Here is a 22,549-nt window from a genome sequence, read left to right as displayed (position 1 = left end):
CATTATTTACTTAATATGGAAAGTGTATCTGGGAGAGTGTTGTCTGTGGATGCAAATCTTATTAGAAGAATTGAATCTTTTTTGAACAAAAGTGAGTTTGAAGGGCTAAAAGGAGAACCAGCGACTGACGAAGACATTTTGAATGCTGAACAAGTTTTGAATGTAAAATTTAACGAAGAGTATATTCAATTTATTAAATTATTTGGGGGTGCTTGTGCAGGATTTGCTATCTATGCATTTATAAACGGAAGTTCAATGGGAAAAGCCACTGTAGTTGAGCTTACTCATCGGTTTAGAAAAGGTGGAGAAGATATGATTCCACAAGAATTGAAAGAGGCTTATGTGATTTCAGACGATGGCTCAGGGAATCCTGTTTTAATGAATAAAGAAGGAAAGATATTTATTTTTTGGCATGATTCATGGGAGGTAGAATTACTACATAACTCGCTACAGGAAATGTTAATGGAGTATTTTCCGCAATCAGGAGGTTATTACGTATAATCGGCGATAGAAATAATATTACATTGTATATGAGAAAAATTAATACAAGGTGTTTATACATACAACAACCTTTTCAAATGATTTAGATTTCAATTTGGATAAATTAACAAATGACAATAAATCCATTGAGAGTTCTATTGAGTGGGTTCATATGGAATAGGCTAAGGGGGATGCTTGTGAATTAATAGATTTTATAGATAAAAATGTGTGAAGAATCTAAAAAGTAAGATATAATAAAAATTGGATGAAATTATGAAAATATTTAGTGCAGCACCAGAGGGTAATGAAGCTGCAGAGCTAGAAAGCATGTTGTAAATTGAACTAGGTAATCATGTAATTTAAAGTGTTATGAGCATGTTATTATGTATTCAGTGATAGCGTGACGTTACGATGTGTAAAAAAAATTTTATTTTGCAGGAGGATTAAGATGAATATTATAGATGATAAACAGAAAATAGCTCCGTTTTTTTGGGTGGATCATGATGGAGGTTCTGCGTCCTTATGTTTAAATGTTGGTAATTATAAGCACGAGCTTTTTGATACGCGATCGGATGAGGGATTTGAAGGGAATGGCTATGATTGGAATTCTTTAGCAATAGTTTTTCTTGAAGAAAAAATGCCCGAATTAAAAGGTATTGTCAATTTTGATCCCGAAGCCGATATGTTTTGTGCATATTCTTCTGATAAAAAAGCATTAGAGAAGTTTGCTATTTCATTTAAAAATACATGTGAAGATGATTCTACCATCAAGGATTTATTTTCTCGGGCCGAATTGGACTGAATATTAAAATTCTCTCAGGCGAATTATTGGTATCAAGAGGAGTACACGCCAGTAGAAATAGATAAATTTATATTCATTTCAGAAGAGGTAGTATGAGAGATAACTTGTCTTAGAGTTCTAAAATATTTCATATTAAGCAGTTTGTTAATTAATGTAGAATGTTTCAACAAATCTTTACTTTCTTCAAATGATTTGAAGTTTGATTTAAAACGGCAATAAATCCATGAATTAGGGTTTATTGCCGTTTTTTAATACTTTGTTACTGATCTACTAAAACGTTTATGGATTTAACAATAGGTATAAAAGAACAACAAATATTTCAAATCACGCTCAATGCATAATAAAACAAATTGAGAAAAAGGTGGTTGTAAAATAATGATGAACTATGCATTTAATGATAGTATTGGCTTTTTTGAGATAGACCCACTTTTCCTTGAGGAAGGAATACAGATTGCTGAGAAGAAAAATCACCATTCAATTCGAATCCGTAATTTGAATCTGGCAACAGATTTGAAATGTCACTTAGATTTTTCATCTTTCAACAACAAAACATTTATCAATAAATTACGGATTAGCGATAATTTTAAACTATCCAAGTATCAAAATATTGAAGCATTATCTACATTAACTAATCTTACAGAAGTCACGCTATCTCAGCCAATAAAGCTTGATTTGAACTATTTTAAAAAATTAGAGGAGGTTGTTGTTCGAAAAGATTACTATTTAAACTTAGATAAACTGGTTAATTTAAAAAGCTTATACGCTATTAAATATATTAAATCAGATTGTAAAGAGTTTTGTTCACTAAAATCATTAGAATTTTTGCGTCTTGACACCTCGACTAAGCTAATTTCTTTGACTGGGATAGAGGATTTAGATTCCTTGAAATGGTGTTGGCTCCAGTATCTAAATAATCTAGAAGATGCACACGCTCTAAGTAAACTAAAAGGACTTGAAAGACTCCAAATTGAAAAATGTAAAAAACTTACTGATCTAACATTTTTGGCAGGGAATAGTACTATAAAAGAATTACAGCTTTCAGATGTTGATTCTCTAGAATTTGTGAAATCTATGAAAAATTTGTATAAAATAAATTTTTGGAATTGTAAAAGTGGAGATTTATCACCATTGTTAGAGTGTCCATCACTAAGAGAGGTTGCATTTCACCCTGAAAAGAGACATTACTCTCACAAAAAAGATGAAATAAATAATTTGTTACAAGAAAAGCTTCAAAGCCATTAGGATAGGTATCTTCTAATAAAGGTTACATTCCAAAACCTGGTGAAAGAACTTTTGAAGGTTATGTAAGAAATAATGTTTCAAAGCCGCAAAAAGTTTTGATATTAAAGAGTTTGGAACACTATTAGAAACGTGACATTGAAATGACATGATGTTGCCCGCTCACTGGAAAAAGCCGCTTTAGATTATTTGATAGGTGAATAGGTTTCTTGGACAACCGTTCACAGTTTACTAGTAGACTGGGTGTAAAATCTATATAGCTCGTAATGAGATGGGAAATGTACGCAAATTACGACTTCTCACTTAACTAGTTTACTTAGTTTCCATCAAAGAAATGTAATCCTTTTAATAACGAATTAGGAGTGATGAAATTGTTTAGTTTTTTTCGTAAAAAAAGGTCATTTGAAATTGATATAGACTGGTTTAATAAAATGCTAATAGCAGTTTTAGAAAAACTTCCGAGTGAATATTCAATTTATTTAAATCAAATAAATGAAGGGATTTTACAAGGTGTTTTTCCGGTAACTGGATATTTAAATCATTATATTGGTGTTTCATTTCATAGGGAAGTTATTAAAAAATATAAAAAAAAAGGTGAAAAAAATTTTTCTATAACTGGTGTTAAAATATTTAATGAAAATATAAGAAAAGATGTAAATCTTGAGATTTTTTTTAACAACAGAGTAATTGCAGGTGTCTCCTCTGATGTTGAATTAATCCAATCTGATTTAGACCTAAGTAAAATAAACATTGACTTTGTTAAAGTAAAAGAAATAACGATAGAAGGTACCGTAAAAAGAAAACTACTGTCTTGGGGAATTCAAAACTTTAATGAGAGTGAAGTATTTGAAGTAAAAGTAGAAGAGCGTAGTATGTTACATTTAAGGGATTTATCTGATGGTGATTTCTTGGCTATTGAAGATGGTGATTTCTATTTAATCAGTATTTCTCTCAAAGAAGTATTAAAAATTTCATCTGTACATTATGAAAATATTAAGATGAATTTATTTGATCTATTAGAGGACGAGATATATTCATATATCCAAGAATAAGAAATGGATAACATGAGTTTTTTGATTCATTAAGTAGACGAATTGAGAAGAGCTCTAACGAACAACGAGATGCAGCGTAATAGTTCATGAAGGATTTTATGAAGCTATTAGAAGGCATACAATGAAAAATTGTGGGGGGAGGTAATGGAAGTCATAAAATTTAAATTGATGTTATATGCTCCTGGGTTAGTAATGTTCGATCCTTTAACTTTAAATAACTTCTTAGAGAAAAATAACATTGTTGAAACCGATTTGTTAAAAATCTTTAGTAACAATGAAAAAATAGGCCAGGATGTTATTTCTCAAGGTTGCATTATTCCGATTTACGAGATTCCTGAACTTGATGATTACTATCAAATAATAATTAATCCTGAACAGGGAAATACTTTGATATCTGAAGAAAATCACATCTTTATTACAAATCCTTTTCCTCTACACGTTTCTAGTGGAAATCTTATTATATCGGATATCTCGGCTATAATTGATTGGGATAAAAATTATTACTTACACTATGAAAGTATAAAAAATAATAGTTACGACAATTGTAGCAGTGTGCAGATGTCAAAGAACAATTACTCAGTTAGAATAACAGGATACTATGGGGGAAATGTGAAATCTAATATAGAGTTTGGCTATATTTTTAATTTTAGTGCAACTGAAAAGCTACCACGCTTTGATTTTACAAAGAGTATCGATGAGTATAATTTTGTAGTTGATCCTGAAAATCGAAGGACTGAATGATACTACCTTTTTGATTAGAACAAAACAGGAACATATATAGAAGACTACATAAGTCTTTCTTTATATGTGTTTTTTTGTATTCAAAATGGTATTATATGGTATAACTAATTATTATCCTCATTTGGGACAATTTTTTTATATGTTTTTCTTTTATATTGAAATACGAAAATCTAATCGCATCAAAAGAATTTAGTTGTGAAAGAAGTGATGGTCATAATAAAGAAAAGAAATTTTGATGAAATAATTGATAGCTTAGAACATCGAAATAGAATTCCTAAAATTAGTGAGTTTACGAGAGAGGATTGTTTATTCTTATATGAGAAACTTGCCGATAATAAAATTGAGGCAGATCACATTTTTTTATCTTATGAAAAAGCAAGAAACTATAATAAAGAGTATCACGAAGATTTTAGTGAATTTAAAGAAAGCCATTGGATATTCGCCGAAACTGGTAGAGGTGATTTTTGGATAATTGATCTTGATGATATTAAATCACCGCCAACAATATTTTTTTATGATCATGATCTTGAAGATTTTAGTCCTGAAAACATGTTGAATATGTCAATGAATATATTAGAGTGGTTTGAGCTAGCAGAATTAGTTTCTCAACTTCATAACAAAAATTTTTATGATGAACATTTTAGATTAAAGGAGCATTGGAAACAAAAAGCCATTGAAGAAATTGAAAAGATTAAAAAAGGACTTTCAAAAACATCCCCTTTTCAATTATTTTGAAAGATACATTCTTGTAAAGGAAGATCAGATCTGTTGAAAGTTAAAAGGGGCTATATATCAGTGAAACAGTATGTAGAATCCGAGGGTAGCTTAATATACTACAAATGTAATAATGTTGATTTTGCAAAAGGTAACGGACAATTATTTACAGAATTTGAAAATGGAATTGCAACTAGGCAAATTAACATAATCAATAATGATATGTATATTTCTTCATCATTGAAAGATTGGAACGAAAATATTGGATTTTTATTGTACGATGGACATGTTGATAGTTTAGATTTAAGCGATAGTGTACCTATTACTAGAGTAGAATTTGAAAGTAAGTGGAAGAAGGCTGCTTTAGTTCATGTTAACAAATCTCAAATAAACTACTTAAAAGGTGATGCTGCTCTTCCCTTAGAAGAAAATACACTAATCATTCATGTTGTTAACATATTAGGATTATGGGGAAAAGGTTTTGTTCTATCTCTATCAAAGCAATTCCCTGTTGCAAAGAAGGAATATTTAAAATGGTCTAAAGACAAAGAGGCATTTAGGTTAGGAGAAGTTCAGTTTGTATGTTTTGGGCAACAGAAAAATACTTTTATTGCAAATATGCTTGCACAAAAAGGTGTAAGGAAAAATTACAAAGATAGTACAAAGTATATTGATTATGATGCACTTCGTTTATGTTTAAAAAAAGTTGCAAGATTTTCATTAATAAATAGATTATCGATACAGATGCCTAAAATTGGTTCGGGATTAGCAGGTGGGGACTGGAGGGAGATTGAAAAAATAATAAATGAGGAATTGATTTATTACAAAATAAAATGTAGTGTTCTTGAATTATGAAAACAGTAAATAAAGAGTAGGATAGTGGTAATGAACAATTAAAAGGGGTTATGGTGATTTGTTTTTTGTATTTTATTAACCATTAACTAAATTTTTAGCGGAATAATTCGATAAATTTTACATCATCGACCACCATTACATGCAGTGGGTGGAGTTTTTTACATAGATAGTTTATTGATTTGTGAAATAAAGGGATTTTATCGCCTGTTTATCATTACTGTAGAAAATAAATATGGCAAAGGAAATTAATAATGGCTGATAGAAAATTGAATAGAGAAGAGCTTATCGTGCTGGTAACTAGAATAATGAATGCTGAAATTAAGACTGAAGCGGAGGATGACCAGTTATTAGAAGAGAATCTTGATAACGTAATTGATCCTGAAGCTGCTAACTACATTTTTTATGATAATTTACTCCCTGAGGAAGTAGTTGATAAAGCTTTGAGCTATAAACCCATCCAACTATAATAACTATCTGACAAACGTTATCGTGATTTAAGTTGGGGAAGTGGCTGTAAATTACCAACAGTCCATATCATATTTTAAATGCGTAAGTATTAGGAGAACATTATGAGAAAAATAAAATTCATTAATAGATATCATAAACGAGCAGTGTTAGAGGATGATTTTGTTAAGTTAGAAAAAGCTCTAGAAAAAAAGTTGCCAGATTCTTATATCGAATTTTATAGATTATCAAATGGTGGGGTACCAGAAGAAAATACTATCTATGACGGGGATGAGGAAGTATTTAATATCAGCTTTTTATATCCATTATTGGCAAAAGAAACAGAATGTACAATTTCGGAAAATGTATTTTTTATGATTAAGCAGCATGTTTTAGGAAATAGATTATATCTTCCTTTTGGAGAGGATGGATCAGGTAACATATTATATTTGGATTTTAATTTCAATGAACCCACAGTTTGTGCATGTTTTTTTGATGAGCCGGATGAAGAAACTGGTTTGCCATATACTCACATTGAGATTGCTGAAAATCTATTCGAGTTTCTTGAAATACTAGAAGAATACAGGAAAGAGTAGTAAGTTATTTAATGGTTTAGTTTACCTAGGTGGATTTGAGACAAATATCTAAGACATCAAAAATACGTTTTATTTTTGTTTTCATCAGCTATCTCACAAAAAAGAAACCCTTTTGTATTTCACAAAAGGGTTTCTATCAGTAAAGGAAGTATATTAAATTGTGTATACTTTAAATTATTTAGCTAATAAAATTTCTTCTAAGTTTTCTAATGCTAATTTGTTACCATAAGCAGAATAGTCTAACCAAGGGTTTTCTTCAATAACGATTACTTGATTATTTTGAACAGCTTTTAAACTTTGCCAAATAGGGTCGTTTTGTAATTCATCAAAGACTTGCTGACTACCTTCATCCACGGAAGATACTAAAACGAACATCGTATCCGGATTGTAGTCAGGTAGTACTTCTTTTGAAATGTTCTCCCAGTTTTTATCGATTGCTTCGATACCAGGTGCTGGAGTAAATCCTAAATCTTCAAATAAAATCGGACCTAATGGACGCTCCATACCATAAACTCGGATACCTTTTGCAGATACGCGAACCGCCATGACAGTACCTTCGCCAAGCTTATCTTTAGCTAATACTTTTACTTCTTCAACTTTTGCATCGTAGTCCGCAATGAATTGTTCAGCTGTTTCAGTACGATCAGTAATTTCAGCAATGTTGTTTAAGTGATCTTTCCAACGGCCTTCATCTAGATTAATGACATGCGTTGTTGCGATTGCTTCATATTTATCTAAACCATGTTTTTCAGCGAATTCAGCATCGATGAAAATTTCATCCGGTTGTAATGCGATTAAAGCTTCCATATCAGGCTCTTTTGTGAAACCTAAATATTCAGTTTCTGGGAAACGCTCTTCTTGTAATGGTAAGAAATCACTTGTAGTTGTTCCTACAGGTGTAATTTCTAGAGCTTGTAAGTTACCAGTTAAGAAAATAGAAATTGATGCTACGTCTTTGTCGTATGTAACACTTTCTTTAATTGGTGTAGTTTCTTTCTCAGTTGTAGTTTCTTCTGATGTTTTGTCATTTCCACATGCAGCTAATGTAAATACAGATAGTGCAGTGAACAGACTTAAAATTGTTTTTTTCATAGGACTCTCCTAAAAAGTGATTTTGATAATCATTATCAATCAAATGACCACTTTGGTAGTATATTATTATTTTTAGTAAAAAACAATCTATTTTTTTGATTTAAATAAAATATATAAGAAATATGGAGCACCAACTGCAGACACAATAACGCCAGCAGGTATTACACTAGGTTCAAAAATGGAACGGGCAAGCGTGTCAGATAGAACAAGAATAACAATTCCCACAAATGCAGAAATCGGTAATAAATGTTCATGAGCAGGTCCGACTAAGCGTCTTGCAATATGTGGGGCAACGAGACCAATAAATCCAATACCACCAGTCATTGCAACACTTGCACATGAAAGGGCAACAGCTAAAAATAAGAGTTTAATACGCTCGCTTTGAACCTTTGTCCCAATACTTGTAGAAATAGAATCGCCTAATGAAAAGCTATTTAATGTTTTACTCTTCATAAATGCTAAAGGCAGGAGTATACAAATCCATGGAAGTAATGCGTATACATGAATCCAATCACGTCCCCAAACATTTCCCAAAAGCCAACTTGCTGCAAAAGAATATGTTTTCTCATCAAGCTGTAATGATAAATACAGTGTTAATGCATTAAATCCAGCAGCAATGGCAATCCCAACTAACAGTAAGCGGGTTGGTAATACCCCTTTTTGTCGCTCATATGAAAAAAACATAATAAGTGAAGCAGCGATGATTCCACCTGCAAAAGTAAATAAAGGAATAGCTAAGGCAGGTATTGTATTGATCGTTGTAAAATACGTCATGTAAATCATTAAACCTGCTCCAGCACCAGCATGGATGCCTAGTATCCCTGGATCTGCTAAAGGATTTCGTGTTATTCCTTGAAATATTGCGCCGGCAACACCAAGCCCAGCTCCAGCAAGGATTGTAATGATAATACGAGGCAAACGATACTCAAACAACACCATTTCCTCAATTTCTGTTCCTTGACCTAAAAAAGTTAATAGTACATTGATAGGTGCAATTTTTAAAGAACCCGTATTCAACCCATATAAAACTGTTGCACATGTCAATAATGTAAGGATGAGCATAACTTGACGAGTACGTTTTTTTCGTTTTTGAAAAATATTCATAGTGCTCGTTTCTCCTTTCGTGCAATCATTAAGAAGAATGGCACACCAATCATAGCGACAATGACACCAATGGCAAATTCTTTAGGTGGATCTATTGTACGCGCTACTAAATCAGCGATAACTAATAATAACGCACCAAGCAAAGCGCTAATTGGTAATACAAAGCGATAGTCAACACCTACAAATTTGCGTGCAATATGTGGAATCACTAAACCGACAAAGGCAATAGAACCGACTGCTGCTACAGAAACGCCTGCTAGTAAGAGGGCGAAAATGATAGCTAAAATGCGAATTCGCTTCGTATTCAAACCTAAATTTATAGCCATCTCTTCACCCATCGCCATAATCGATAGGGATTTCCCTAGTAACATCGCAGCGATTAAAACAGTTACGATAATGGGTGCTATTGCGATAAGTTGTGGCCATTCAACTCCTGCAACCCCACCTGCGTACCAAAAGGCAAGGTCTTGGCTTAATTCGAAGTAAATGGCAATGCCAGCTGTCAGTGAATACAACATTGAGGCAATAACTGTTCCAGCTAGTGTTAACTTAAGCGGTGTTAATCCACCTGGTGCATTCATCCCGAGAAAAAAGATAAAAAGTGTTGTGCACGTTGCCCCGATAAATGATAGAATCATCAATAAAGTAAATGGAATATTTGGGAATATTACGAAGCTAATCGCAACAACAAAGGTTGCCCCAGCATTGATACCGAGGACTCCTACATCAGCGAGTGGGTTTCGCGTTACTCCTTGCATTAAAGTTCCAGCTACAGCAAACGCCGCTCCTACTAGTGCAGAAGCTAATACCCGAGGAAATCGGACTGAATGTAAAACTTGATGTTCCACATTTGATTCATCAAATTGCCAAATTGCTTCCCATACTGTTGATAAGGGTAACGATTTTGCGCCAAATGAGAGTGCGAAAAAAAGACTACATAGTAATAAGATGGTGCTAATTAGAAGCGTTGTATAAAATGCTTTTGTATTTGTTTTACAAAGAAGTTGATTAGTATTCATATATTCTCCTCTGCAATTGAATCTGTAGGAATACAAACAGGTAAACCAGTTTTAGGTTCATTTAATATCGTTGCTTCAATTTGAAATACTTCTTTTAACATAGGTTCAGTGACAACTTCAACAGGATTGCCTTCCGCACGAACTTCACCATTTTTAATACAGACGATGTGATCAGCAAAACGAGTGGCGTGATTCAAATCATGAACAACCATAATAATTGTACGTTGCTGTTCTTCATTTAACTTACGAATTAGCTTTAATACGTCTAGTTGATGTCCCATATCTAAAAAGGTTGTCGGTTCATCTAAAAGTAAAATCGGTGTTTTTTGTGCAAGAGCTAAAGCAATCCAAGCACGTTGCCGTTGACCACCTGAAAGTTCATCTACGGGGCGTTCTTCAAAAGCAGTTAAACCAGTAGCTTCAATAGCCCAATTGATAATTTGAAAATCTTCTTTTGAATGTGTGCTAAAGGATTTTTGGTGCGGGTAACGCCCATAAGCTACGAGCTCACTTACAGTTAATCCATCTGGTGCAATTGGATTTTGAGGTAAAATAGCTAATTTTTTTGCAACTTCCTTCGTTGAATATTGATGAATTTTCTTGCCATCGAGGAAAACATGTCCATTTTTAGGTTGTAGTAGACGAGCTAAAGTCTTTAGAATGGTTGATTTTCCAGAACCATTTGCTCCTACGAGAGCAGTGATTTTTCCAATAGGTATTGAAAGATTTAAATTCTCAACGATAATTTTTTCATCATATGAAATGGTAAGGTTTTCAGTTTGTAATGTTTTAATCATAGTTGTCCTTCTTTATATGAATTTTTAAATGAAAAATGTTTTCAATAGAGGTTTAGATTATACAGAATTAGAGAGATTGTCAATTTCAATAGAGTAGTTAATCTGGATAAAATCATCACTATTAGTGCTGGTCCGTTATTGAGACAAAATAGTTTACGTCAGATGAAGAGTGTTTTTTACAGGACAATCCCTTTACAGAGTAGGATAGTTTAGGCGAGGAAATATGCTGAGTACATGAAATTTAAATTCGACAATATGAGCAATGGAGATGGAATTAAAAAAATGTCAGTGAGAGGATGCCCATGATGAGAAAATATCATTTTAATGACAGTGTAATTAAAATAGATCCAAGGTATTTAGAAGAAGGAGTCCGTGTTGCAGAGGAAGAGCAGTTTGAATCGATTCGTATTAAGGCCTTTGTTGATGATGTTGATTTTAAGTGTGATTTAGATCTTGCTCCTTTAAAAGATAAGAAATTTATTAAACATCTGGCGATTAACAACAATTTCAAATTAAAAAGTGTTGCCAATATTGAAGCTCTTTATTCTTTGGTGAATATGATTGATTTTAGGGTATCCTTGCAAATCCCTATTGATTTTTCACGATTAAAACAACTAGAAGAACTATATCTCTTTAATAGTTGTTATGAAAACTTAGAAACACTTACAAATTTAAAAAGTCTTTATATTTTTGGATATTCAAAACAAAATTGTCATGAGTTGAGAACATTAAAAGAATTGGTTTATCTACGACTAAGTGGGTCTAAAAAACTGGAATCACTTGAAGGTGTTGAAGACTTAGAAAACTTAGAAACTTGCTGGTTGGCAAAAAACAATTGCCTATCTGAAGCAAATAGCATTTCCAAATTAAGTAGACTAGAGTGGTTGCATGTAGAAGGTTGCAAAAACCTAATGGATTATTCTTTTTTGAATGATAATGGCTCGATAAAAAAATTGTTGATTTCTGATCTAGCCTCATTGGAGTTTGTAAAAACCATGAGTGCATTAGAGACCATTAACTTTTGGAACTGTAAATCAGGGGACTTAACGCCATTACTAGAATGTCCGACATTAAAAGAGGTTTCTTTTCATCCACAGAAGAAGCATTACTCTCATAAAAGAGACACTATAAACAATCTACTGAAAAACAAGAGCTAAACAAAAAAGATTTTAACATGTTCCAAATACTTATTTAATATAAAGGAAGTAAGAGGCAAAAGATTTATAAAAAACAATACAAGGTCAATTAAGAGGTGGAAGTTCATGGGGAATGAAGTTGAGGGTTATATTTATGAATTAGAAAAATTAATAGAACTAGCTGATCGGGAAAAAGATAAATATTTATTCATAGACCCAGTATATGAAATAATCGATGAGATTGAAGAATTAGGTTATGCATTTGATTTTGTAGAGCCTATATTCTTATTAGTTGAAAGAAGCCCTGATATTGATTTTGGTGGTCCAGGGCCATTGGGTAGTTTTTTAGAAAAGTTTTATCACAATGGTTATGAGGATATATTAGTAAAATCATTACAGCGTAAACCTAAAGAATATACGATTTATTTATTAGAACGACTTTGTAATGATGAAAGTAATCCAAAAAGAAAAGAATATTGCACTTTATTAGATTCGTTAAAATAGAAAAGTTATAGTAGACTCAAAAAATTTAATGATGAACCATGAGGTGAGTAAAGTGGAATTTGAAATAATAATCAACCCTAATTTTGGGATTGGAATACGTGATCCAGAAGATACAACGATATCCGAAGCACTAGATAATAGGTATGTTAATACTCAATATTTTACAATAAAATGGAATAATATATCATTAAGTATCAATTATGGAACACAAATAGCTGAAGGCATAAGTGATGTTATTAAAATGTTAGAGGCAATAAAAAATAAAGAGGAGCGGTTTGTAGTCACTTTCCCAAGTCAAGCATTTTTCGAAACATGGATATGTAAAATTGAAAAATGTGATATTAACATTGATTGGGATAGTCGTGATGACTATAGGAGTATTACGGTAAAAACTGATTTATTTATAAAAGAGTGGCTCAAGTTATTGCATCAACTACGACAGGTCTTGGTGGAAACTGGATATAATGGTGCAAATCTAATGGATTTTTATTTACTTAAAAACCTTGAAAGATTTCATTCTTAACAAAATAAAATTTAGTATTTAACGTTCTAGGAGAAGATTCATTGCGAGTACCGCAAACAATATAGATAGATCATTTAGCTGGTGAGATTATTATCCACTCTCTAAGTTTATGGGGAAAATTTTTATTAATTTTTGACTAGCCCTTATTATAAAACAACTGTGCGTCATTGGAGGTATTAAAAACACTATGCCATTATGGAATGATTTTATAGCTGTCGAAATTCCCAATGCAGGAAGCGGTAAATGGTTACAAATAATAAACAATTCAAAGCCGTATTGTGTTGGAATAAAAAAAGAAGAATTAGTGATTTCAAGATATCATGAAAAGCACAGTATACAATATGAATATCTTGATTTGAAAATAATTGGTACAGATTACGGAGAATGGGGAGGAGAATTAAAAGTAATTTATGCTGACTCGACTGAAATATTATTAAAAAAATGCAATATAAAATCAATATTTGAGTATAAAGGGGATCTATATTTTCTAGAAGGATTAGAACATATGTATCTAAATGAAGGTAGTTTGTATAAATTAGTTTACGATGGTACTAGCATTTCCTTTAGCGAGTGTCTTGATTTAAAAGAGTGTCCAATTGCTTTTTATATATTTAATGAAAACTTATATGTAATATCTAGCGAAAATTTATTTGCAATATCTAATGAAGATGGAACATATAAAAAAAATATTGTATTCAAACACTTTCCATTTAGTGCATTTGTACCGAACTCACTAGTTGTGTATAAAGGAGATTTTATTATAGGGATGAGAGGAGGATTAGGGCGGATAGAATATTCAAATACTAATAATGTGCAGTATATGCGATTGAAAAAATGAAGAGGAACACAGACAAAAATACATATTGTATGAGTATGTCATGATCCGTTTGGATTATCGAGAGGTCATAGTCAATCATTCACTGAGAATAAAGGTTAATAATCGTAGGTTCAACTCATTACATAAAAACGATTGCTATACGAAAAAAAATGGATATTACCTTAGAGGCATTACTGGAGCATCAGCAAATAGTGCAAAAGAACTTATGAAAGAATTCGAAAGTAAAAAATGTAGAATATAAGGATGGTGTCGAAAAAATGTCAGTTGAAATTATTTTTAAAGATGTTGAAAATGAATCTGTTAAACCTCGACTTGGCGGATATAGCTTCTTACCTGAAAATATTGATTGGCCATTAAATCCAAATGGAGATAAATTAACACTTGTATTAAGTTTACCAACGAATTTTCTTAATAAAACGCTGAATTTAAACTTACCACAAGAACACGTGCTATCCGTTTTTACTACGTATAAAAAAGATGATTATTTTTTAGATTTAATTACTTTTCATGGAGATAAAGAAGAATTTAAAAACATAAAAAATGGATTTACAAAAGTTTTATTACACGAAGCTGGTGATATTCGAAGTGAATCAGATTACTTAATACCAGGACAAGAGTTCACTTTTGGGGAGGAATTGAATTTAGATTTAGAAGCTGTAGATGATGAAGATTTGGATGAAATAGAGATTTACTGCGGTTCATTGATTGGGAATATACCATCTCTATTACAAATAGAAAACTTGGGTTTGGATGATTATCAATTTTGTCTACAAATTTATGGCGGTGATTTTCCGGAAGGATTTCATGATATATTTAGCCTAAGTGACTCGATCGGATATTTGTTCATAAATAAATATTATGATCAGGATGATGCAGGTGTTTTTTTTACACAATGTACATAGAACAAAGACTTTCAACACACCAGGTAAAATAATAATCTGAAAATGAATGGGAAGATAATAATAATTTATTTGAAAGTAGGAATGCTCAATGAAATTTTCATTAATTAAAGATAATCCTCGTTTTCAGTTTGTCCCAATAAAAAGTGGTGAAGTTGAACAAGTGGAAGATGAACTAGGCATTGTTTTTCCAAAAGAATTAAAGCTTTTTTTCACAGAGATCGGTTATGGTTCTTTTGTTGGCGAGGATGAGCTAGACGAAAATTGTGTGTTAAGTCCAGCATACATTAGAGATTTTCGATTAAGACAAGGTTTTTTTGATGCTTATCCAAACTACGATGAAGCAAATAAATTAGTCTTCTTTATTGGATGGGAATCAGTACCTTTTTCAATCGAATTAACAGATGGAGAACAAAATGCTGTCTATGATAACGAAAAGAAGATTGCAAACTCTCTTGAAGAATTTTTATTGAAGATCATCGAAGATCCTGAATACTTCCAACAGGATTAGTCCGTGAGGTATCAAGGTAAGAATGAAGATGATTGCATATGATATGGACGATGCTTACTATAGAACTTACTTATAGATATAATGATTCTAGTGAACTTTTATTTCATGAAATGAGGGGGCGTTTACGTATGAACATTGGGGAGACTTATTTAGAAATTGTTCAAAAAAGATTTAAAAGTGTGAAAGAGTTAGGGGATAAAACACTTTCACAATTGGATAATGAACAACTGCACTGGGCTATTAATGAAGAATCCAATAGCATTGCCGTTATTGTAAAACATGTTAGTGGAAATATGATATCGAGATGGACAGACTTTTTAACGACTGATGGTGAGAAAGCAACTAGAAATCGTGATGATGAATTTACTGATAGCCTTCAAACAAAAGAAGAGATCATGACAGTATGGGAACAGGGCTGGCAAGTATTTTTACATGCTTTACAAGGATTAACAGAAGCTGATTTACAAGGGTTTGTCACGATAAGGGGAGAACAGCATTCTGTGATAGATGCTATTGAAAGACAAATGTCCCATTACTCACTGCATGTTGGACAGATTGTTTACATTGCTAAGCAACTAAAGGGCTCAGAGTGGCAAACAGTAAGTATTGCAAGGGGACAGTCTCAGGCTTTTACAGAGTCCATGTTAAAAAAACATCAATAATAAGAAGAAAATCGTAGCACATGGGCTGCTACGATTTTTTGCTGATTTGTCTTCTGTGCAAAATAAAGTTGATACATTGAGGTTACTGGTGGCGTCTGATACAGAGCCTCTGCAGATTTGGCAAAAATTGCGATTGACTTACAGGAAACAATTTAGGCATTTAAATACTAACAATAGAACCCCTATGCATCATAGCTAAAGTATGATACATAGGGGTTCTATGTTTAGTTTCATGACAGAAGAACAAAAATAGAAAAATTATGATTCGAAGATCAAAAAAATGAAAAAAAGGTTTGAATTTATCTATTTCGTCCGATATAAGAAGGGTAGGGAAGCGGCATTCTTATCGAGTTTTTATCATCGAGTATAGTGCAAGTAAAAGAAAACACAAAATTATACAAAAACACACATCTAAAGAATTAATGAAGACAAGAGGGGAAATGTTGCATGAAAAAATTATTTGGGAGTTTTAAGGGCAAGCTTTACACATTATTTGCTCTTATCTTGTTAGTTCCAGTTATTACTGTTGGAAGTTTTGCGTATCTTTCAGCAAAAGATTCGATAAAAGAAGAAATATTATTTAGTGCAAATGAAAGTGTCAATATGTTAAATACGGTTATTGATAAAACCATAAGTGAAAAGGTAAACGACATTAAGGTTCTTAGTGATGAAATAGATGCTTCCAAGTATGATCAGAAGGGAGCCGCAATATTACCAGAATTCCATGAATATATGGAGATGAATCCAAATGTTTTAAGCGTTTATATTGGAACGAATGATGGAGAAGTCATTCTAGAACCACAATCGAATAGCGCGGATTACAATGTTTTAGAAAGAGATTGGTATAAAGAGGCTACGGCTTTAAAGGGCGAAACTTTAATAACAAATCCTTATGTTGATGCAGGAACTGGAGATATGGTCGTTACCATTGCTCGCCAAGTAAAAGATCAATCTGGCGTAGTGGCTATTGATATTAAATTAACAGATATTCAAAAAGTCGCAGATTCAATTAGTATCGGAAAAAATGGATATCCTTCTGTTTTTGATGAAAATAGAATGGTCATTTCACATCCTACTTTAGAAGTAGGTACGGAATTAAAAGACCACTTCATCGATAAGATGTACGAAAGTGAATCTGGCACGTATGAATATGTCTTTGACGGTGATGACCGTATTCTGTTCTTTGCAACGAATGAATTGACAAATTGGAAAATTACAGGAACAATTTTTGCGGAGGAAATTGATAAATCAGCATCTCCCATTTTATATAATACATTGCTTGTCCTAATTGCTGCGATTGTCATAAGTACCATTGTTATTTACTTTGTCATGAAGAGTATTATAAAACCGATTCAATCACTAAAGGATAGTGCCGTTACTATTAGTAAAGGTGATTTAACAGAGAAAGTGACAATTACCTCTAAAGATGAGATTGGACAGCTCGGCGAAGCCTTTAACGATATGCAAGACAGTTTAAGAACGCTCATTCAAAAAATAGAACAAAATGCTGAGGAGGTAGCATCGTCGGCAGAGGAGCTTACAGCCAATGCCAATCACACGAGCATTGCCACAGAGAAGGTTGCGATTTCGATTCAGGATGTTGCGACAAGTGCAGACACGCAAACGACGAGTGCCAACAAGAATGCAGAATCTTTACATGAACTGTCTAAGGCCATTCTTCATATAGCGGAAATCTCTTCTACTGTGACGGATCTTTCGCAGCACGCGACGTTACAAGCGGATGAAGGTGGAAAGGCAGTACAAGATACAAAGAATCAAATGCAATCGATCCATTCATCAGTAACAGATTCAAACACGAAAATTCAGACATTACATGAACGCTCTCAGCAAATTACGTCCATTTTAGATGTCATTACAAGCATTGCAGATCAAACAAACTTACTTGCTCTGAATGCAGCGATTGAGGCGGCAAGAGCAGGGGAGCATGGAAAAGGCTTTGCAGTTGTTGCAGATGAAGTAAGAAAGTTGGCGGAGCAATCACAGGAATCTGCCAAACAAATTTTTGAACTAATCCATGGCATACAGTTAGAAACAGAACAATCTGTCAACATCATGGCTAAAGTTACAGAGGATGTTCAAAATGGTCTACATGTATCTGATGAAGCGATCTCGAAATTCCAAGTGATTAAGGCAAGCATGGATAAAATTACTCCTCAAATGGAAGAGGTATCCTCTGCTTCTGAAGAAATGTCAGCGGGTGTACAAGAGGTAGCAGCTATTACGGAGGATTTGGCATTCTCAGCGAAAGGAAATTCAGCTGCTTCAGAGGACGTAGCAGCGTCTACAGAGGAACAATTAGCTTCGATGGAAGAAATTAATGCTTCAGCACAAGCTCTAGCACATATGGCAGATGAGTTAAAACAGCTAATTAGTCAATTTAAATATTAGTAGAATAAAACATACGAATAAACGAGGCTAGGACATAACTAGCTGATATTAAAAAAAAAAGAGAAATCGAACAGCATTGATTTCTCTTTTTTCTTTACCTTATTTCTCTGTTAATAATGGCAGTGTATTTTAGGAGATTTAATACCATCAATGCAAAGCCCATTTCGTTTTCAATTTTTGATGATCCACGGACAGAAAATCGGGTGAAACGCAAATTGGCCTTCAAGAAACCAAAACAGGTTCTACATCGATTTTTCGTTGTCGATAGATGGCACCTTGTTTTTCCCATTTTTATGTTTTCTGTACGAAAGCGAAGCGACAGCAATCATCCTATCTAAAGAGATATTCTATGTTTAGTTTGACGATGAAAAAGTGCGAAATAGAAGAATTTATGTTAGTTAAAACAAAAAAATGAAACAGGGGTTTGAAATGAATTATTTCTTCCGATAAAAGCAGGGTAGGTTGTAAGTAGAGAAGGGAAGCGGCATTCTTGCTGAGTCTAAATCATTGAGTATAGTGCCAGTAAATGAGAATACAAAAATACATATCTTAAGAACTAATGGAGACAAAAGGAGAACTGTTGCATGAAAAAATTATTTGGAAGCTTTAAGGGCAAGCTTTATACATTATTTGCTCTTATCTTGCTAGTTCCAGTTATTAGTGTTGGGAGTTTTGCGTATCTTTCGGCAAAAGAGTCGATAAAAGAAGAAATATTATTTAGTGCAAATGAAAGTGTAAATATGTTAAATACGGTTATTGATAAAACCATAAGTGAAAAAGTAAACGACATTAAGGTTCTTAGCGAGGAAATAGATGCTTCTAAGTATGAACAGAAGGGAGCCGCTATATTAACAGATTTCCATGAATATATGGAGATGAATCCAAATGTTTTAAGCGTTTATATTGGAACGAATGATGGAGCTTTTATTAAAGAACCAAAAACGAATATGGGAGATTATAATCCTTTGGAAAGGGATTGGTTTAAGGAGGCTAAGGCATTAAAAGGTGAAACTTTAATATCGAGTCCTTATATTGATGCAGTAACTGGAGATATGGTCGTTACCATTGCTCGCCAAGTAAAAGATCAATCTGGCGTAGTAGCTATTGATATTAAATTAACAGAGATTCAAAAAGTCGCAGATTCAATCAGTATCGGAAAAAATGGATATCCTTCTGTTTTTGATGAAAATAGAATGGTCATTTCACATCCTACTTTAGAAGTAGGTACGGAATTAAAAGACAGCTTCTTCGATAAGATATACGAAAGCGAATCTGGTACGTATGAATATGTCTTTGAAGGTGATGACCGTATTCTGTTCTTTGCAACGAATGAATTGACGGATTGGAAAATTACGGGGACTATTTTTGCGGAGGAAATTGATAAATCAGCATCTCCTATTTTATATAATACGTTGCTTGTCCTAATTGCAGCGATTGTCATAAGTACCATTGTTTTTTACTTTGTCATGAAGACGATTATAAAACCGATTCAATCACTAAAGGATAGTGCCGTAACCATTAGTAAAGGTGATTTAACAGAGAAAGTGACAATTACCTCTAAAGATGAAATTGGACAGCTCGGCGAAGCCTTTAACGATATGCAAGACAGTTTAAGAACGCTCATTCAAAGAATAGAACAAAATGCTGAGGAGGTAGCATCGTCGGCAGAGGAGCTTACAGCCAATGCCAATCAAACGAGCATTGCCACAGAGAAGGTTGCGATTTCGATTCAAGATGTTGCGACGAGTGCAGACACGCAAACGACGAGTGCTAACAAGAATGCAGAATCGTTACATGAACTGTCTAATGCCATTCTTCATATAGCGGATATCTCTTCTACTGTGACGGATCTTTCACAGCACGCGACGCTACAAGCAAATGAAGGTGGACAGGTAGTACAAGAGACGAAGAATCAAATGCAATCGATCCATTCATCAGTAACGGATTCAAATACGAAGATTCAGACATTACATGAACGCTCTCAGCAAATTACGTCCATTTTAGATGTCATTACAAGCATTGCAGATCAAACAAACTTACTTGCTCTCAATGCAGCGATTGAGGCGGCAAGAGCAGGGGAACATGGAAAAGGCTTTGCAGTGGTTGCCGATGAAGTAAGAAAATTGGCAGAGCAATCTCAGGAATCTGCCAAACAAATTTTCGAGCTCATTCATGGAATCCAAACAGAAACAGAACAATCTGTCAACATTATGGCAAAAGTTTCAGATGATGTTCAAAATGGTCTACGAGTAACAGATGAAGCGATTGCTAAGTTCCAAGTAATTATGACAAGCATGAATGAAATTACACCTAGGATGGAAGAGGTGTCTTCTGCTTCTGAGCAAATGTCAGCGAGTGTACAAGAAGTAACAGCTGTAACGGAGGATGTAGCGTTCTCAGCAAAAGGCAATGCAGCTGCTTCCGAGGATGTAGCGGCATCTACAGAGGAACAATTAGCCTCGATGGAAGAAATCAATGCTTCCGCACAAGCTCTAGCACATATGGCCGATGAGCTAAAACAACTAGTTAGTCAATTTAAATATTAAAAGAATCTAACGTAAAAAAAACGCCATTCCTCTTTTGAGGATGGCGTTTTTGTATCATTATCGATCTTCTTCCCAACAATCTGTATTTTTCAATGTTGGAATTGATTTTGCATAAAATACAGGGTTTTTACCTGCATTCCGTTGCTCTGTAAAGTCGTCTAAAACAAGGAACGCAATTTTGCCAAGTAACATGATGATGGCAATATTGATCAAAGCCATTAGTCCCATGAACAGATCTGCTAAGTTCCAAACAAGCTGTACTTGCGCGACAGAACCAAACATCACCATAGCAAGCACTAAAATACGGTAGCCGAACATCCAACCTTTATGAGCATTGATAAACTCAATATTAGATTCACCGTAATAGTAATTTCCGACTATGGAACTAAATGCAAAGAAAATAATAGCAATAGCGATAAAGTAAGGAGCCCAATCACCTACATGTACAGCTAAGGAATTTTGTGTAAGAATAATTCCATTACTTTCACCAGTATTATATAGATCCGCTAAAATAATGATAAACGCTGTTGCTGAACAAATCATGATTGTATCAAAAAAGACGCCTAAACTTTGCACAAGCCCTTGCTTTGCAGGGTGTGAAGTATTAGCTGTAGCGGCAGCGTTAGGCACACTACCCATCCCAGCCTCATTGGAGAATAAACCACGTCGAACACCTTGACTAATTGCAGCACCAATCGCACCACCTGCAGCTTCCTGAAGACCAAACGCTTGAGTGATAATCAGTTCGAAAACGGCAGGAATTTCAGATAGATTCGTCACGACAACGTAAAACGCAACAGCTAAATAGAAAACAGCCATTACAGGTACAAGTACTTGCGTAACTTTTACAATTCTATGTACGCCACCGAAAATAATCAAAGCCGTTAACACAACGAGAATAACCCCAATGACTGCAGGTTTCACATCAAATGCTTCACCTACAGAAGTAGCAATCGTATTAGATTGTACAGCGTTAAAAATAAAGCCAAAACTTAACGTTAAAAGAATACTAAAAATGATTCCTAATTTTCGTTGACCTAACGCTTTTTCCATATAATAGGCTGGTCCGCCACGAAACGCATCGCCATCCTTGACCTTGTATACCTGTGCAAGTGTACTTTCAATAAAGGCAGTCGCCATTCCTAATATGGCGATCATCCACATCCAAAATACAGCTCCTGGTCCACCTACTCCGATTGCTAATGCAACACCTGTAATATTTCCAGTACCTACACGTGAGGCTGCGCTAATCGTAAAAGCTTGGAATGGGGAAACACCTGACTCCCCTTCTCTTTTTTCAACTATTAAACGAAACATTTCAGGAAAAAGACGAATTTGTACAAACTTTGTACCAAATGAAAAATATAATCCTGCAACTAATAACAATGCAATAAGGATATATGTCCATAAAATATTATTCATATCATTTACGATATTCGATATCCATTCCATCAGCTTTCCTCCTTTCACAATACGTTTTAGTCTACACTTTTTTTTTATAAAAAAGCAACTTTTAGAAAATAAAAATTATTAAAAAAATGTTTTGTTCACTTATTATTTGTTTTTTGGAAATATTTTTACTATTA

23 protein-coding genes and 1 pseudogene are annotated in these 22,549 nt (G+C 33.6%); 18 read left to right on the top strand and 6 right to left on the bottom strand.

The window, feature by feature from the left end; genetic code table 11:
* The first annotated feature begins 45 nt into the window (after positions 1-45).
* The 9 genes from ACVWXS_RS13495 to ACVWXS_RS13455 all read left to right on the top strand — a co-directional run bounded on the left by ACVWXS_RS13495 (position 46) and on the right by ACVWXS_RS13455 (position 6,923).
* A complete protein-coding gene (locus ACVWXS_RS13495; protein ID WP_456958574.1) occupies positions 46-501 on the top strand; it encodes an SMI1/KNR4 family protein in 456 nt (151 codons plus the stop codon).
* A gap of 427 nt (positions 502-928) precedes the next feature.
* Entirely contained in the window at positions 929-1,282 is a 354-nt protein-coding gene (locus ACVWXS_RS13490; protein ID WP_402991429.1) for an immunity 51 family protein, read from the top strand.
* Between the two features lie 375 nt (positions 1,283-1,657).
* Positions 1,658-2,524: a hypothetical protein gene (locus tag ACVWXS_RS13485; RefSeq protein ID WP_456958573.1), complete on the top strand. Its 867-nt coding sequence runs from the start codon at positions 1,658-1,660 to the stop codon at positions 2,522-2,524.
* A 368-nt stretch (positions 2,525-2,892) separates the two neighbouring features.
* Positions 2,893-3,573 (top strand): hypothetical protein, encoded by a 681-nt coding sequence (locus ACVWXS_RS13480; RefSeq protein WP_456958572.1) that lies wholly within the window; start codon positions 2,893-2,895, stop codon positions 3,571-3,573.
* A gap of 144 nt (positions 3,574-3,717) precedes the next feature.
* Complete coding sequence (locus tag ACVWXS_RS13475) at positions 3,718-4,314, top strand: hypothetical protein (protein ID WP_456958571.1); 597 nt, start codon at positions 3,718-3,720, stop codon at positions 4,312-4,314.
* A 195-nt stretch (positions 4,315-4,509) separates the two neighbouring features.
* On the top strand, positions 4,510-5,049 hold the full coding sequence (locus ACVWXS_RS13470) for a hypothetical protein (RefSeq protein WP_456958570.1): 540 nt from the start codon (positions 4,510-4,512) through the stop codon (positions 5,047-5,049).
* A gap of 60 nt (positions 5,050-5,109) precedes the next feature.
* Entirely contained in the window at positions 5,110-5,883 is a 774-nt protein-coding gene (locus tag ACVWXS_RS13465) for a macro domain-containing protein (protein WP_456958569.1), read from the top strand.
* A 251-nt stretch (positions 5,884-6,134) separates the two neighbouring features.
* Entirely contained in the window at positions 6,135-6,350 is a 216-nt protein-coding gene (locus tag ACVWXS_RS13460; RefSeq protein ID WP_456958568.1) for a bacteriocin immunity protein, read from the top strand.
* Positions 6,351-6,452: 102 nt separating this feature from the next.
* A complete protein-coding gene (locus tag ACVWXS_RS13455; protein WP_456958567.1) occupies positions 6,453-6,923 on the top strand; it encodes an SMI1/KNR4 family protein in 471 nt (156 codons plus the stop codon).
* A gap of 174 nt (positions 6,924-7,097) precedes the next feature.
* Here the strand turns inward: ACVWXS_RS13455 and ACVWXS_RS13450 are convergent, their stop codons facing one another.
* The 4 genes from ACVWXS_RS13450 to ACVWXS_RS13435 form a co-directional block, all read right to left on the bottom strand.
* Positions 7,098-8,015, bottom strand: coding sequence for an ABC transporter substrate-binding protein (locus ACVWXS_RS13450; RefSeq protein WP_423473416.1), 918 nt, complete (start codon positions 8,013-8,015; stop codon positions 7,098-7,100).
* Positions 8,016-8,102: 87 nt separating this feature from the next.
* Positions 8,103-9,119 carry a FecCD family ABC transporter permease gene (locus tag ACVWXS_RS13445; RefSeq protein WP_456958566.1) on the bottom strand — a complete coding sequence of 339 codons (1,017 nt, stop codon included), beginning with the start codon at positions 9,117-9,119 and terminating at the stop codon, positions 8,103-8,105.
* Entirely contained in the window at positions 9,116-10,138 is a 1,023-nt protein-coding gene (locus ACVWXS_RS13440; RefSeq protein WP_456958565.1) for a FecCD family ABC transporter permease, read from the bottom strand. The genes ACVWXS_RS13445 and ACVWXS_RS13440 overlap by 4 nt, the downstream gene beginning before the upstream one ends.
* Positions 10,135-10,935, bottom strand: a complete 801-nt coding sequence (locus ACVWXS_RS13435; RefSeq protein ID WP_456958564.1) for an ABC transporter ATP-binding protein — start codon at positions 10,933-10,935, stop codon at positions 10,135-10,137. Before ACVWXS_RS13435 ends, ACVWXS_RS13440 begins: the two co-directional genes overlap by 4 nt.
* A 305-nt stretch (positions 10,936-11,240) precedes the next feature.
* Between ACVWXS_RS13435 and ACVWXS_RS13430 the strand changes: the two genes are divergently transcribed.
* The 8 genes from ACVWXS_RS13430 (at position 11,241) to ACVWXS_RS13395 (ending at position 18,417) form a co-directional block, all read left to right on the top strand.
* Positions 11,241-12,092: a hypothetical protein gene (locus ACVWXS_RS13430; RefSeq protein ID WP_456958563.1), complete on the top strand. Its 852-nt coding sequence runs from the start codon at positions 11,241-11,243 to the stop codon at positions 12,090-12,092.
* Positions 12,093-12,197: 105 nt separating this feature from the next.
* The gene (locus ACVWXS_RS13425; protein WP_456958562.1) at positions 12,198-12,575 is read left to right on the top strand and encodes a hypothetical protein; all 378 of its coding nucleotides are present in this window, start codon (positions 12,198-12,200) and stop codon (positions 12,573-12,575) included.
* 52 nt (positions 12,576-12,627) lie between these two features.
* A complete protein-coding gene (locus ACVWXS_RS13420) occupies positions 12,628-13,098 on the top strand; it encodes a hypothetical protein (RefSeq protein WP_456958561.1) in 471 nt (156 codons plus the stop codon).
* Between the two features lie 187 nt (positions 13,099-13,285).
* Entirely contained in the window at positions 13,286-13,936 is a 651-nt protein-coding gene (locus tag ACVWXS_RS13415) for a hypothetical protein (protein WP_456958560.1), read from the top strand.
* A gap of 257 nt (positions 13,937-14,193) precedes the next feature.
* Positions 14,194-14,838, top strand: a complete 645-nt coding sequence (locus ACVWXS_RS13410) for a DUF1963 domain-containing protein (RefSeq protein WP_456958559.1) — start codon at positions 14,194-14,196, stop codon at positions 14,836-14,838.
* A gap of 88 nt (positions 14,839-14,926) precedes the next feature.
* A complete protein-coding gene (locus tag ACVWXS_RS13405; RefSeq protein ID WP_456958558.1) occupies positions 14,927-15,346 on the top strand; it encodes an SMI1/KNR4 family protein in 420 nt (139 codons plus the stop codon).
* 128 nt (positions 15,347-15,474) lie between these two features.
* Positions 15,475-16,008 carry a DUF1572 family protein gene (locus ACVWXS_RS13400; protein ID WP_456958557.1) on the top strand — a complete coding sequence of 178 codons (534 nt, stop codon included), beginning with the start codon at positions 15,475-15,477 and terminating at the stop codon, positions 16,006-16,008.
* Between the two features lie 447 nt (positions 16,009-16,455).
* Positions 16,456-18,417: a methyl-accepting chemotaxis protein gene (locus ACVWXS_RS13395; protein WP_456958556.1), complete on the top strand. Its 1,962-nt coding sequence runs from the start codon at positions 16,456-16,458 to the stop codon at positions 18,415-18,417.
* Between the two features lie 103 nt (positions 18,418-18,520).
* Here ACVWXS_RS13395 and ACVWXS_RS13390 read toward each other — a convergent pair.
* Positions 18,521-18,702 (bottom strand): annotated as a pseudogene (locus ACVWXS_RS13390) (transposase); the annotation flags it as partial.
* 299 nt (positions 18,703-19,001) lie between these two features.
* Here ACVWXS_RS13390 and ACVWXS_RS13385 point away from each other — a divergent pair.
* Positions 19,002-20,963: a methyl-accepting chemotaxis protein gene (locus tag ACVWXS_RS13385; RefSeq protein WP_456958555.1), complete on the top strand. Its 1,962-nt coding sequence runs from the start codon at positions 19,002-19,004 to the stop codon at positions 20,961-20,963.
* Positions 20,964-21,020: 57 nt separating this feature from the next.
* Here ACVWXS_RS13385 and ACVWXS_RS13380 read toward each other — a convergent pair whose 3' ends face one another.
* On the bottom strand, positions 21,021-22,415 hold the full coding sequence (locus ACVWXS_RS13380) for an alanine/glycine:cation symporter family protein (protein ID WP_456958554.1): 1,395 nt from the start codon (positions 22,413-22,415) through the stop codon (positions 21,021-21,023).
* Positions 22,416-22,549 lie beyond the last annotated feature (134 nt).

Source organism: Lysinibacillus sp. TE18511 (assembly GCF_054062295.1).
This window is presented reverse-complemented; position numbering and strand designations above follow the sequence as displayed.